At 61.9% G+C, this 12636-nt stretch carries 11 protein-coding genes and 1 pseudogene; 7 read left to right on the top strand and 5 right to left on the bottom strand.

The features are described 5' to 3' along the window. Nucleotides 1-9 precede the first annotated feature (9 nt). Nucleotides 10-204: pseudogene (locus DS839_RS17000) on the bottom strand (hypothetical protein); the annotation flags it as partial. Between the two features lie 407 nt (nucleotides 205-611). On the opposite strand from DS839_RS17000, the gene asnB reads away from it, so the two are divergent. The 3 genes from asnB to DS839_RS36535 all read left to right on the top strand — a co-directional run bounded on the left by asnB (nucleotide 612) and on the right by DS839_RS36535 (nucleotide 3755). Continuing rightward, nucleotides 612-2540: an asparagine synthase (glutamine-hydrolyzing) gene (gene asnB, locus DS839_RS16990; RefSeq protein ID WP_119271627.1), complete on the top strand. Its 1929-nt coding sequence runs from the start codon at nucleotides 612-614 to the stop codon at nucleotides 2538-2540. A 28-nt stretch (nucleotides 2541-2568) separates the two neighbouring features. Continuing rightward, nucleotides 2569-3345 (top strand): class I SAM-dependent methyltransferase, encoded by a 777-nt coding sequence (locus tag DS839_RS16985; RefSeq protein ID WP_162918606.1) that lies wholly within the window; start codon nucleotides 2569-2571, stop codon nucleotides 3343-3345. A 65-nt stretch (nucleotides 3346-3410) separates the two neighbouring features. Continuing rightward, entirely contained in the window at nucleotides 3411-3755 is a 345-nt protein-coding gene (locus DS839_RS36535) for a hypothetical protein (protein WP_162918544.1), read from the top strand. A gap of 47 nt (nucleotides 3756-3802) precedes the next feature. On the opposite strand, the gene DS839_RS16975 is transcribed toward DS839_RS36535, so the two are convergent. After that, a complete protein-coding gene (locus DS839_RS16975) occupies nucleotides 3803-4936 on the bottom strand; it encodes a calcium:cation antiporter (protein ID WP_119271624.1) in 1134 nt (377 codons plus the stop codon). Between the two features lie 105 nt (nucleotides 4937-5041). Here DS839_RS16975 and DS839_RS16970 point away from each other — a divergent pair, with 105 nt between their 5' ends. Then, nucleotides 5042-6022 (top strand): NAD(P)-dependent oxidoreductase, encoded by a 981-nt coding sequence (locus tag DS839_RS16970; RefSeq protein WP_119271623.1) that lies wholly within the window; start codon nucleotides 5042-5044, stop codon nucleotides 6020-6022. 31 nt (nucleotides 6023-6053) lie between these two features. Here DS839_RS16970 and DS839_RS16965 read toward each other — a convergent pair whose 3' ends face one another. Continuing rightward, complete coding sequence (locus DS839_RS16965) at nucleotides 6054-6554, bottom strand: cyclic nucleotide-binding domain-containing protein (RefSeq protein ID WP_162918605.1); 501 nt, start codon at nucleotides 6552-6554, stop codon at nucleotides 6054-6056. Nucleotides 6555-6916: 362 nt separating this feature from the next. Between DS839_RS16965 and DS839_RS16960 the strand changes: the two genes are divergently transcribed. After that, on the top strand, nucleotides 6917-7630 hold the full coding sequence (locus DS839_RS16960; RefSeq protein WP_119271621.1) for a hypothetical protein: 714 nt from the start codon (nucleotides 6917-6919) through the stop codon (nucleotides 7628-7630). Nucleotides 7631-7846: 216 nt separating this feature from the next. On the opposite strand, the gene DS839_RS16950 is transcribed toward DS839_RS16960, so the two are convergent. After that, on the bottom strand, nucleotides 7847-8746 hold the full coding sequence (locus DS839_RS16950) for an NAD(P)-dependent oxidoreductase (RefSeq protein ID WP_119271619.1): 900 nt from the start codon (nucleotides 8744-8746) through the stop codon (nucleotides 7847-7849). A gap of 219 nt (nucleotides 8747-8965) precedes the next feature. Then, entirely contained in the window at nucleotides 8966-10177 is a 1212-nt protein-coding gene (locus DS839_RS16945; RefSeq protein WP_119271618.1) for a mandelate racemase/muconate lactonizing enzyme family protein, read from the bottom strand. Nucleotides 10178-10297: 120 nt separating this feature from the next. On the opposite strand from DS839_RS16945, the gene DS839_RS16940 reads away from it, so the two are divergent. Next, complete coding sequence (locus tag DS839_RS16940) at nucleotides 10298-11206, top strand: LysR family transcriptional regulator (RefSeq protein WP_119271617.1); 909 nt, start codon at nucleotides 10298-10300, stop codon at nucleotides 11204-11206. Between the two features lie 278 nt (nucleotides 11207-11484). Further along, the gene (locus DS839_RS16935) at nucleotides 11485-12597 is read left to right on the top strand and encodes a Fic family protein (RefSeq protein WP_119271616.1); all 1113 of its coding nucleotides are present in this window, start codon (nucleotides 11485-11487) and stop codon (nucleotides 12595-12597) included. The last annotated feature ends 39 nt before the right edge of the window (nucleotides 12598-12636 follow it).

Here is a 12636-nt window from a genome sequence, read left to right as displayed (position 1 = left end):
CGGCACTGACTATTCGCCCTTGATCTCGTTCATCTCGGAAAGATCGATGCCATGCGTGTCGAACCACCATTCCGGGCTCCTGTCGGAATGCCGGTCGCGCAGTCGCAAATATTTGGCCTGCAGCCGGCCTTGGCGCTCGACCTCTTCGGCAAAGAAAGGATGGTCAAGCGTGCCGCCCATCGTATGTATGCGGCGGAGCAGCTTTCAGGGGAAAGGGGCTATAGCGGCCCGAACAGGCCCAAGCCTCCTGGTCGAGCTTGGCGTCCCTGAAACTCGCTTGGGCGTCGGTCCCGGCCAACGCTAGGCCGGCGCAGACCACAAACGGCAGCACCACTGTCCTGAAGATCGGCATCCGGGCAAATTTATATCGCATCTTGGCCAAGCGCAGCGGAATGATATCGCAAAGCTGAACGTTTCAAGGTCTTACCCGATGGAGACCTTCCCCTCACAGCCCTCTTGGAGCTAAGTATAGGTCGTGGGGGCGCCTGGCTTGATGAGAATCGATAGAGCACGACGGCCTCGCGGAAACCCGACATCATTCTGAACCCGGCAAAACGGTCATCTCACACCAGGCCTCGATTGGTCATTGGACGACGGAAAGCGAGCGTATCGTGTGTGGCATTGTCGCGCTGTTCTCGAGGACAAGTCCGGTCGAGGCGGAAACGGTGCGACGCGCCGTGGGACGCCTCCATCATCGCGGTCCCGACGGGCAGCGCCAATGGATCAGCGAAGACCGCCGCGTCGCCCTTGGCCATGCCCGCTTGAGCATCATCGACCTCCACACCGGAGACCAGCCGATCGCCAATGAGAATGAAGACATCCGGATTGTCGTCAACGGCGAATTCTACGCCTATGAACCGATCCGGAAGGAGCTGGAAGGCAAAGGTCACCGCCTGCGCACGCGTTCCGACAGCGAGATAGCGCTCCATCTCTATGAGGATCTGGGTGTGCACTGCCTGCACCGGTTGCGCGGCGAATTTGCCTTTGTGCTGTGGGATGGCGTGAATCGCAGGGTCTTCGCCGCCCGCGACCGGTTCGGCATCAAGCCTTTGTTCTATGCCGTCCATGGCGATGCGATCTATTTCGCATCGGAAGTGAAGGGGCTCTTTGCCGCCGGGGTCCCGGCGCGCTGGGACGAGGAATCCCTCTATAACGCCGTCGAGATGGGCGGCCATCAGATGCGCACGCTTTACGCCGGTGTCTTCCAGATCCCGCCGGGGCACTATCTGCTGGCGACCGACACCCATCTGCAGATCAACCGCTACTGGGATTTCGACTATCCGCTCGCCGCGAGCCATGCGTCGCCGCGCTCGGATGCCGATTATGCGGCGGAATTCAGGGAGGCGCTCGACGAGGCGGTCCGCATTCGCCTGCGCGCCGACGTGCCCGTCGGCTGCTATCTGAGCGGCGGGCTCGATTCCTGCTCGGTGCTGGGGCTTGCGGCGCGCCATCATCAGGGCCCGATCCGCGCTTTCACCTTGAGCTTCGATCACGCCCAATATGACGAGCAGGTGCAGGCGCGCGAGATGGCGGCGAAAGCGAATGCCGATTTCGTACCGATTCCCCTCCACCAGGACGACCTCGCCGATCATTTCTTCCCCGCGGTGCTGCAGTCGGAGACTCTGTGCAACAATGCGCATGGGGTTGCGAAATATCTGCTGAGCCGCGCCGTGCGCGATGCCGGCTACAAGGTCGTCATAACCGGCGAGGGATCGGACGAGATTCTGGGCGGATATGCGCATTTTCGCCGTGACATGCTGCTCTATAACCAGGCCGGCCAGGACCCGGCTGTCGCCAAACGCATGCTGGCGGAGCTCGAGAAGCTCAATCCGGCATCGCGCGGCATGCTTCTGCCCGACGGAGAGGCGGGGCCGCTCGACGGCCTCAAGCGGCTTCTCGGCTTCGTGCCCTCATGGTGCGAGACATTTTCCGCCCGCTCGATGAAGATCCGCGCGCTGTTGTCGACGGATACGCTCCAGAAATTTGGCCGCCGCGAGGGCTATAGCGCGCTGTTGAGCGATCTCGACGTCGAACGCCAGCTCGCCGGCCGCGAGCCCGTGCACCAGTCTCTTTATCTCTGGTCCAAGACGGTGCTGCCGAACTATATACTGACCTTGCTCGGCGATCGCATGGAGATGGGGCATTCGATCGAGGGGCGGGTGCCGTTTCTCGATCACCATGTGGTGGAAGTCGTCCGCTCCCAGCCGGTCAACCAGAAGATTCGCGGAATGACCGAGAAATACGTCCTGCGTGAGGCGGCGCGCGATGTCATCACCGACACGATCTATCACCGCCAGAAACATCCTTTTCTCACCCCGCCCGCGACGCTCAATCCGGAACAGAAGCTCGCGACCCTGGTCCAGGACACCCTGCGCGGGCCGGAGCTTGCGGCAATTCCCTTCTTCGACCAGCGCAAGGTCGTCAGCCTGCTCGACGGCATTTCCAGGATGGACGAGGGCTCGCGCGTCGTCTTCGATCAGATCCTGATGCTCCTGACCAGCGTCTGCATCCTGCAGAAGGGGTTCCGCCTGGCGGCGTGAAGGGCAACAAATGAGCGAGGAGGCGGTCATGTCCGGCTATGTCTGGCAACACGATCTCAAGGGCGAGGCGGAGCGCCTGCGGCTGATGTCGCGGCTGCTCGATCCGTCGAGCCGCTTTCATCTCTCACGCACGGGTGTCACGGAAGGCTGGCAGTGTCTCGAGATCGGGGCCGGCAACGGCTCGCTGTCCGAGTGGCTGGCAGAGCAGGTGGGGCGAACCGGACACGTCCTCGCGACCGACCTTCGCCCCGATCTCATGCAGGACGTCGCCGGTCCCAATCTCACGGTGCAAGCCTTCGACGTCGTGCGCGACGAGCCGCCGGGCGCCCCCTTCGATCTGATCGCCGTGCGGGCGCTGCTGCATCATTTGCCGGAGCGCCGGAACGCCGTTACGCGCATGGTGCGCTGGTTGAAGCCGGGCGGCTGGCTGTTCGTGCAGGAGCCCGACTTCTATCCAACCTGGACGGTGGAGCCGCCATCCCAGAACAAGCTTTGGGAGGCCTTCGTCCGCTGGGGCGCCAGTCACCAGATCGACTTTTATGTCGGCCGGAAAGTTCCCGCCTGGCTGCAAGAGGAAGGCCTGACCGGCATTGGCGCGGAAGGCCATGCCATTCTCTACAATGGCGGCTCGGCCTTCGCGCAGTGGTGGGATTATGGGCTGCGCGAGGTTGCCGGCCAGTTGAAGAGCGAAGGCGGCGTTCCGGATGCGGCGCTGGACGAGTTCTACGAGCTGGCGCGCGATCCGGACTACTGGACCACGACCATCGCTTTCACGGCGACGACCGGGCGCAAGCCACCCGCCTAGGAACTTTTCGTCCAAGCCCGCGTTCGCGTCTCGTCTCTCATTCCATTCCAAGGCGGGAGGTCGCCATGGAACAGACCATATTATTGGCGCGACTCGAAGTCGCCAAACGAAGGGCCAAGCTCGGCCAGGACCAGATCGACCACCAAAGACTGGAGGTGGCGTCGCTCTTCGCGGCCGGGGCGGAAATCACCGAGGCGGAAAATCGCCTCCGCATATATCAGAAGCTCCATGACAGATATCTCGCCGATGTTGAGCGGATCCTGATCGCCCTGGATACGGTTCCTTTTGCCTTCGAAAATACCAGAGACGTGTCCGAAGCTACGAGCGGCCATTGGATTTCTGACGGCGGGCCAGCCACGCATGGATCTCGCCGACAATACCGCGGCGGAAGACCAGCACGCAGGCCATGAAGATCAGCCCCAACGGAATAAATGGGTAGGTCCACGAACTGGGCAATTCAGTCTTGGACGATCAGCAGCAGGAAGGCCAGGAAAAGCACCACATGCACGGCGCCCTGAAGGAGATTGGTGCGTCCGCTCGAAAAAGTGATGACGCTGACGGCGAGTGTCAGCAGCAACAGCACGAGGTCGGTGTTCTCGACACCCAGTATGATGGGGTGCCCGGTCAGCCAGCTGATGGCGAGCATGGTCGGCACGGTCAGCCCGATCGTGGACAGCACGGAGCCGAGGAAGATGTTGACCGAGCGCTGCAAGCGGTTTTCCAGCGCGGCTTTGATGGCGCCGATCGCTTCCGGCGTGGCCACCAGCACCGCCAGGATGAGACCGCCGAGAGCAACCGGCGCGGCCAGTGTCTCAATCGTGTAATTGATGGGCACCGCGAGTTCGTGGACCAGGAACACGATCGAGATCAGGTAGGCAATGAGGAGCAGCGCGCTCTGCAGTACAGAGGTCTTTGCCTCTGACGAATGCGGATGCTTGGGCTCCTTTTCCTCGCCCAGAGTAAAATAGCCGCGATGCCGGCCGGTCTGCAGCGCCAGAAAAACCCCGTAGAGCCCGATGGACAGCACCGCGAGCCCGATCTCCTGCAGGTCTGACAGCAGCGGCCCAGGCGTGGTCACGGTGTAATTCGGCATGACCAGGCTGAGCACGGCGAGCGGCACGATCACGCCCAGATAGGCATTGGCCCCTTGCAGATTGTGGGATTGCTCATTGTGGCGCAGCGCGCCGAGGAGCAGCGACAGGCCGACCATTCCGCCGAGAATGATCATGACGACCGCGAACAAGGTGTCGCGCACAAGCGTTGGATTGTTGGCGCCTTCCAGCATGATCGTCGCGATGCTCATCACCTCGATCGAGGTAATGGATATTGTGAGCACGAGGGTGCCGTAAGGCTCGCCCAGCTGCTCCGCCAGCCCATCCGCATGGCGGACCGCGCAAAGCACCGACCCCATGATGACCGCGAAGAGGAAAATGAAAATACCGGCCAGCCAGAACGGCTCATCGAGGCCATGGAAGAGGCGCGCGCCGAACAGGGCGAACAGCACGCCGGTGCCGATGCTCACCGCCAGGAACCATTCATTGACGGCGAACTGCTTCAGTGCCGCGGTGCGCTCGGCAGGTTTCTGTTTCATCCTTCGCTCTTGTGAGCTTTTGATCGCATGGGGACCATGATCGGAAGCGGGGAATTGGCCAGGATGGTCGCGGCTATTCCGTAACGTCTTCTATACGATTCGCGAATGCCATGTGAAATCTTGCTGAACAGTTCGGAACTTCGTAGCGTGTCCGGCGGTCAGAACCGGCGGGATGGGAGGATGGCGCATATGGAAACGATCGGATTCATTGGTCTCGGCAGAATGGGAAGGCCGATGGCATCCAACCTGTGCCGCAAAGGCTTCAGGGTCATTGCTTACGACGTCAACCCAACCGCTGTCGCCGAGCTCGCGGCGCTTCAGGCCAGGCCTGCACAGGACGTGGCCGAGGTCGCGGCGTCGAGCACGGCGATCGTGACCATGCTGCCGGATCCGAAAACCGTCGATTCTGTCGTGCTCGGCCCCGACGGGGTCTTGTCTCACGCCGCTTCCGGCAGCCTGATCATGGATATGAGCACGATCGATCCCAAGACCACCGACAGGCTGGCGGCGCGCGCCGCCGACAAGGGTGTGGCTTTCGTCGACGCGCCTGTGGGCCGGCTCGCAAGTCATGCCGACAAAGGCGAGTCGCTCTTCATGGTAGGTGCTGCACCGCAGGACTTCGTGCGCGTGAAGCCGATGCTGGAGGCCATGGGGAATACGATATTTCACTGTGGGCCGGCCGGCAGCGGCACCCGGACCAAGCTCGTGAACAACTACCTGGCCATTTCCTCCTGCCAGATGAATGCCGAGGCGCTCGCTCTGTCGCAGCGTTTGGGGCTCGATCTCTCCACGACATTGGACGTGCTCTACGGCACCACGGCCTTCAATGGCCAGCTCAAGATCAACTGGCCGGGCAAGGTGCTCAAGGACGACACGTCGCCCGGTTTTACCATCGACCTTGCGCATAAGGATCTGAGCCTGGTGATGGATGCGGCGAACGAGGCCAGGGTGCCCATGCCCATGGCGGCGGCGGCGCGCGAGGCGTTCAGTTTCGCCCGCGCCAGCGGCTCCGGCGGCAAGGACTTCTCCGCCATGGTCGATGTGCTTTGCCAGTCCGCCGGCATAGCCAAGCCGCGCTTGCGCTGAGCGGCGGCGGCTTGAAATCCAGGTGATGGGCTCAATACATCGGATAGTAATAATAGAACTCTGAATTATTGGCGCCGTTCGGGCCCAGGAGCTTTTCCAGCTTCTCCAGCGCCTTGCTGATCACCCCGGGGCGCTTGCCCTCGCCCAGTTCCGCCTTGATCTCGACGATGACTTCATTGGCGGTGTCGAGACGCTGGGCCAGCAGCGCCGACACATAGAGCAAGGCCGCGGCGTTCTCGGCGAGCAGCGAGGAAGCCTTGGCGACATGGAATTCGGAGCGCTCCACGGCGCGCACGTCGGCGGTATGCGGCTTGTCCAATATCACGGAGAGCTCGCCGAACACCGCGCCGGGCTCGGAGACGACGGCGATCTGCAAGCCGTCTCTGACGACTTCGACGACGCCCTGGCGAAGAATGAACAATTGCCCCGTCTTCGATCCCGCAGCCAACACGGTTTCCCCGGGCTCGAAAGTCTTCACCGGGAGGGAAGCGAGGCTCTTCTTGAACGCGGCCGGGTCTGGAATAATCGCCATATCCATTATCCTCTCGATGTCTGCTGGAGACGCTTTCAAATACACAAAGCGTCCAAATGCGGTCAACGGGCCATCGCTCGAGGCCCCACCCGGGGGCCCGATTTCCAGCCCCTTTGGTTAAATTTTGCCTATGCTTTCAGAAGTTTGGAGCAATGGGGAGTAATTCCCGGCACTCTGGCTTACTCGCCTCTGCCGTCGACGCTTTCTGAGGCGGTAACCGTTCATTGAGCCCTTCTTGCCCGGTCGTCTCGACGGAGCACAAGGCGGGCCGATCCGCGGGAACACCTTGCCTCTTGTCGGCTCATTGAGTTGGAGATGATCTCCGATTACCGTAATGAGCGCCTGACGCCGGCGACAACATCATGCAGCCGCACAATCGCAAAAAGCTCCACGATCGCGTGACCAAAGCCGCCGAGGCAGCGCTCGCGGCCCGGAAATATGTGAATTCCATCGATGTGCTGGTCGGGATCGGATGGCTTGATCCCGGGACGGTCAAACGCTGGCGACAGGGGCAGCTCGACTGTCTCGAGGGGGCGGTGCAGACCAATCTGCCGCGCATTTCCGAGGCCCCGAAACTGTTTCGGTCCTGGGCCGGCGCGAAAGGATTGATCCCGCGTGAGACCCACTATGTCGCGCAGACGCCGTCTCGGCCAACGCTGCGCTTCAGTAAGAGCGGAAACCCGACGATCGAGCAGCTGTATCGCACGCATTGGATATCGCACGAGCTTACCGAGAGCAAGCGGGAGCGCTTGGCCGAAAAGGTGAGTCGTGCGCCCGAGCTGATCGTGGTCCGACCGCTGCATGATTCGTGGACGTGTCACCGGTGCGGTGGCACCGGTGGTCTTCTCATCATGGAAAATCCTGGCCCGGCATGCCTCACATGTGCGGGCCTCGGCGATCTTGAATTTTTGCCTGCGGGGGATGCGCTGCTCACGCGCCGAGCGAAGGCGAAAAGCCCAAGACACGCCGTGGTGGTGCGCTTCAGCAAAAGCCGGCGCCGCTATGAACGGCAAGGCCTGCTGGTCGAGCCTCTGGCCTTCGCGGAAGCGCAGCGCGGGCTCGTACACGATGACTGACGTGAATGCCACTCCTCGCCGGAGCACGACCGGTCTGCGCCGATTCCTGGATCTCGAGCAGCAGCGCGATTGGATGCAGGGCAAGACGGTTCCGCGCGACGCTGACGAGCGCCGAAGGCCGAAGGATCGAGCCGGCCAAGATGGCCGATCCATCGCTGGACCTGAGGAGTCTTGTCTGAAGCGTGTGGCTTTGGAACGGATCGTCTCACGCCACGCTCACTCGAGGCGGGCGGGGAAGCCGGGCGCCCTGAGATCGGTGCCGAGAGCGTCCTCGAGCAGCTTGACGATCTGTGTGGATTGTGCGTCGCCGCCATAGGCGGCCTTGCCCTTGACGAAGGTTTGATGAGTGAGGGTCGCGAGATCGAGCGGCACCTCGAATTCGCGGCCGAAATTCATGGCAAAGCCGAGGTCTTTCAGCGCGAGATCCATGGTGAAGGCAATGTCGTAGCTGCCGTTCAGGATGAGCTGGCCCTCGGTTTCGTGGACGAAGCTGGTGCCGGAGCTCGCCTTGATGGCGGCCCAGGCCTGGCCGAGGTCGAGCCCGCCGCGCTTCGCCAGCATGAGCGCCTCGCCGTCGGCGACGAGATGGATGAAAGCCAGCATGTTGGTGATGACCTTGATCACCGCGGCGCTGCCGAGCGGGCCCATATGGAAGATCTTGTCGCCCATCGCTTCAAGCGCCGGCCGGTGCCGATCGAACAGGTCCTTGTCGCCTCCGGCCAGCATGGTGATCTGGCCGCGCGCCGCGAGATGGACGCCGCCGGTCACCGGCAGCTCCATCGTTCTGACACCTTTCTCGGCGGCGCTCGCGGCGAGCCTCAGGATCTCGTCGCGACCGAGCGTCGACATTTCGATCCAGGTCGTGCCCGGCCGCAGGGTCTTGAGCATCTGGCCGAGAACGAGCTCGGAGACCTTGGGCGAGGGCAGGCAGGTCACAACGGCATCGCACGCTTGGGCCAGGGCTTCCGGCGTATCGGCCCAGGCCGCGCCCAGCGCGAGGAGCCGTTTCGCCGCGGCGCGGTCCTTGTCGTGGACCGTGACCTTGAAGCCCGCGCCGAGCAGGCTCGCCGCCAGATGCCCGCCGAGATTGCCGAGGCCGATATAGCCATAGTGCATGAATGTGCTTCCCCTGCCGCCGAGCGCCGACCCTCACGCTCAAGCAAAAATAACGTGATGGCGACTCAACCTGAAGCTTAAGCCAGCCACCAGCGCTCGACGAAGCGCAGGCCGTCCAGGTTCCACAGCTGGGTGACCGCATCGGGCTTCTGCACGCGCTTGTTCATCGCTGAAACGGTCTGGCCGAAAGCCGGGATGATCGTTCCTCCTTGATCTCGCTCACGGCATCAAGGGCTCCTGCGCCATCTGGAGATGCAGATGTGGGCCGTCATAGGGATGGGCCTCGCACACCGCTTCGTCCAGCTCGACGCCCAGCCCCGGCTCCTTCGACGGTATGACCCAGCCGTCTTGCCACTCGATCTTCTTCTTCAAGAGCTTGGCGTGAAAGCCGTCCCACTGCTTGAGCGATTCCAGGATGAGGAAGTTGGGCAGCGTCACCGCGAGCTGGATGTTGGCGGCGCCGACGATCGGCCCGCAATAGCAGTGCGGCGCCACCTGGATATGCCAGGCCTCGGCCATGGCGGCGATCTTCTTGGTCTCGAGGAGTCCGCCCGATCGGCCGAGATTCGGCTGCAGGATGGTGGCGGCGCGAGTCTCGATGACGCGGGCGAATTCGAATCTGGTCGTCAACCGCTCGCCGGTGGCGATGGGGATGCGCGTCCCATGCGCGACTTCGGCCATGACCTCGGGCATGTCCGGCGGCACGGGCTCCTCGAACCAGAGCGGGTCATAGGGCTCGATCGCATGCGCCATGCGCAGCGCGCCGGAAGCGGTGAACTGGCCATGCGTGCCGAACAATATGTCGGCCTTCTTGCCGACCGCTTCGCGGATCGCCTTCAGCATACGGGCCGAGAGGTCGATGTCGATAAGGCGTGGCTGATGGCCATCGAAGGCCGTGTAGGGGCCGGCCGGATCGAGCTTCACGGCGGTGAAGCCCTGCGCGACATAGAGGGCGGCGCATTCGGCGGCGAGGTCGGGGTCGTTATAGACGTTCTTCCCGACGGCATCTTCGGAATGCACCGAACCGGAATGCGGATAGAGGTAAGTGTAGGAGCGCAATCGCTCATGCACTTGTCCGCCCAAGAGCTTGTAGACCGGCTTTCCGGCTTCCTTGCCGATGATGTCCCAGCAGGCCATTTCCAGTGCCGAGAAGCAGCCCATGGCGGAAACGTCCGGCCGCTGGGTGAAGCCCGAGGAGTAGCAGCGGCGGAAGAAGTTCTCGATGTCATGCGGATCATGGCCGATGAAATAGCGCAGGGCCATGTCCTCGATCATTCTGGCGGTGAGATGGGCGGAGAAGGTGGCGGTATAGGCTTCGCCATAGCCGACGACGTTGGCGTCGGTCGTCAGCTTGACGAAGATGAAATACTTGCCGCCGATGCCGGGCGGCGGATTGCCCACCACCCAGGTTTTTACGTCGGTGATCTTCATGAGCTACTCCCTATGAGCCGAGGCGGTGTGGCTCGGCAACCGGTTTCCAGTTTTGCTTGTTGTAAGTCAAACAAAGGGTTAACTGTATAAGATGACGTTTTGTTTGAAGGAAGTTTTCTCATGATGCGCTCCCACCTGCCGTTGCAGTGGTTGCGGACCTATGAGACGGCGGCGCGTCACCGCAATTTTTCTGCAGCGGCAGCCGAATTGGGCCTGACGCCCGCCGCCGTCAGCCATCAGATCCGTTCGCTCGAGGGTGAATTGGGTTTCAAGCTTTTTGAGCGGCTGGCGCGCCGGGTCGAGCTGACGGAGATCGGACAAGCGTATCTTCCCAGTGTGACCAAGGCGCTCGACGATCTTCTCATATCGACGGTGAGCCTCTTCGGTGGCGAGCGCGAGGCCCAGATTACCCTGCGTGCGCCGATAACGCTGACGGGTTCCTGGCTCGCGCCGCGCTTGCACCGCTTCTACGCGGCATTTCCCGACATAAGGTTGCGCCTTCTCGCCGGCGGCTGGATCGGCCCTGGCGTCGCGACCGACGTCGACATTCAATTCGGCACCGGGAATTGGCCGGGATTCGACGTGACCCTGCTGTTGAAAGCCCAATCGATCATGATTGCCCGGCGCGATGCCGTGGCGGTCGTGCCGCAGGCCGACGACAGGACAATGATCGAAGCCCTCATTCGCAAGGGTGTCGTTCATGTCATGGGAAGCGAGAACCGCTGGGTCGCCTTTGCCCGGAAATTCGGCGTGTCCGAGGATTTGATCAAGGTCAATGTCACGACGGACAACTCGATTTCCGCTATCGATTTGACGCGCGCCGGATTTGGTCCGTGCCTGGTCCAGAAATACTATGCGCGCTCGGTGTTCGAGAGCGACGATCTCGCGGTGCCGATCGCTGAAGGCGTGGATATCGAAGAGGCGCAATATGTGCTGACCTCCAAATCCGCGCAGAAGAAGAAGCCGGCGATCATGCTTTTTCGAAAATGGCTTCTCGAGGAAGCCGGGGCTTATAACGCCGCCGGTTGAGCAATGCCGTCAAGGCTGACGGCAGGCGACGTCGCGGACCTGGCGAGCGCATTTCAAGTCGACGGCTTCACGCTTCTGGCTCTGACCAGTTGTGGGCTTCGAAAACCGTCACGCTTCCTGCAGCAGAAACCGTTTGTTGAGCCAGGCTTGCCAGGTCGTCTAGACATCATTGGCGATATCGGCGCCTGGGGCCCGTAGAGAGTTCATGAGTTATGGGAGGGATTTCTATAGCTCAATTTATACGGTATTGTGAGCTATAGAAAGGATGGCTGTGGCTCATGACCTGGAACTGGGAGCGGCTGGACTGGCCAGATTTTACACATGAGTCCAAGGCATTGCAGGCTCTGGAGGAGCGGTTTCTGGTACAATCGGGGGAGCTTGTCGGCATCCAGAGACATATCGGCGCGGATGATCAGGACGTTCTCAGGATCGAACTCATCAGCGATGAGGCCGTCAAGACGTCCGAGATCGAGGGCGAGATCCTCGATCGTGACAGCGTGCAATCATCGCTGCGCCACCAGTTCGGTCTCGGCTCCACATCGCTTCGGGTGAAGGCCGCCGAACGCGGCATCGCCGAGATGATGGCGGATCTCTATCACAACTTCGCGCAGCCGCTCGACGACGCCACGATGTTCGCCTGGCACAGGATGGTCTTGAGCGGCGATAGGACGGTGAGGGTCGTCGGGGGCTATCGCAGGCATGCCGAGGCGATGCAGGTCGTCTCAGGCCCCGATTACCGGCGCAAGATTCATTTCGAAGCGCCGCCTTCGTCCCGGCTGCGCGCCGAGATGAAGCGGTTCAATGCCTGGTTCAATGCCACTGCACCGGGCGGCAAGCGCCCGCTGGCGGCGCTGACCCGCACCGGGATCGCGCATTTGTATTTCGAATCCATTCATCCCTTTGAGGACGGCAATGGGCGCATCGGCCGCGCTCTGGCCGAGAAGGCGCTGGCGCAGTCGCTCGATCGCCCGAGCCTGATCGCGCTTGCTTGGACCATCGAGCGTAAACGCAAGGGCTATTACGCAGCACTCGAGCGTAACAACAAGGAGCTGGAGATCACCGCCTGGCTCTCATACTTCGCCGAGACGATCCTCGAGGCCCAGCGCAACACCATCAGGCGTATGGACTTCTTCCTCGCCAAGGCGAAATTCTACGAGCGCTTCCGCGGCAAGCTGAACGCGCGCCAGGACAAGGTCGTCGCCCGCCTCTTCGCGGCAGGCACCGACGCCTTCGAAGGCGGGCTGAGTGCTGAGAACTATATCAGCATCACCAAAACTTCACGCGCCACCGCCACCCGCGATTTGCATGATCTGGCCGAGAAGGGCGCGCTGACGCGGACAGGTGAGTTGCGGCATACGCGGTATTTCCTAAATCTGCGCCAGTGGGGTTGATTCAGGAGAGCCGAACCGAGCACAAGCCGTGCCGATCTA

The organism is Taklimakanibacter deserti, from assembly GCA_003574785.1.
Note: the sequence above shows the minus strand (reverse complement) of the source record. Positions and strands in the feature narration are given on the sequence as shown.

Excerpts from the sequence above, each read along its gene's own strand:
- DS839_RS16985 (WP_162918606.1), top strand. The coding sequence starts at position 2,569 with ATGTCCGGCTATGTCTGGCAACACGATCTCAAGGGCGAGGCGGAGCGC.
- DS839_RS36535 (WP_162918544.1), top strand. The coding sequence starts at position 3,411 with ATGGAACAGACCATATTATTGGCGCGACTCGAAGTCGCCAAACGAAGG.
- DS839_RS16975 (WP_119271624.1), bottom strand. The coding sequence starts at position 4,936 with ATGAAACAGAAACCTGCCGAGCGCACCGCGGCACTGAAGCAGTTCGCC.
- DS839_RS16970 (WP_119271623.1), top strand. The coding sequence starts at position 5,042 with ATGCCATGTGAAATCTTGCTGAACAGTTCGGAACTTCGTAGCGTGTCC.
- DS839_RS16965 (WP_162918605.1), bottom strand. The coding sequence starts at position 6,554 with ATGGCGATTATTCCAGACCCGGCCGCGTTCAAGAAGAGCCTCGCTTCC.
- DS839_RS16960 (WP_119271621.1), top strand. The coding sequence starts at position 6,917 with ATGCAGCCGCACAATCGCAAAAAGCTCCACGATCGCGTGACCAAAGCC.
- DS839_RS16950 (WP_119271619.1), bottom strand. The coding sequence starts at position 8,746 with ATGCACTATGGCTATATCGGCCTCGGCAATCTCGGCGGGCATCTGGCG.
- DS839_RS16945 (WP_119271618.1), bottom strand. The coding sequence starts at position 10,177 with ATGAAGATCACCGACGTAAAAACCTGGGTGGTGGGCAATCCGCCGCCC.
- DS839_RS16940 (WP_119271617.1), top strand. The coding sequence starts at position 10,298 with ATGATGCGCTCCCACCTGCCGTTGCAGTGGTTGCGGACCTATGAGACG.
- DS839_RS16935 (WP_119271616.1), top strand. The coding sequence starts at position 11,485 with ATGACCTGGAACTGGGAGCGGCTGGACTGGCCAGATTTTACACATGAG.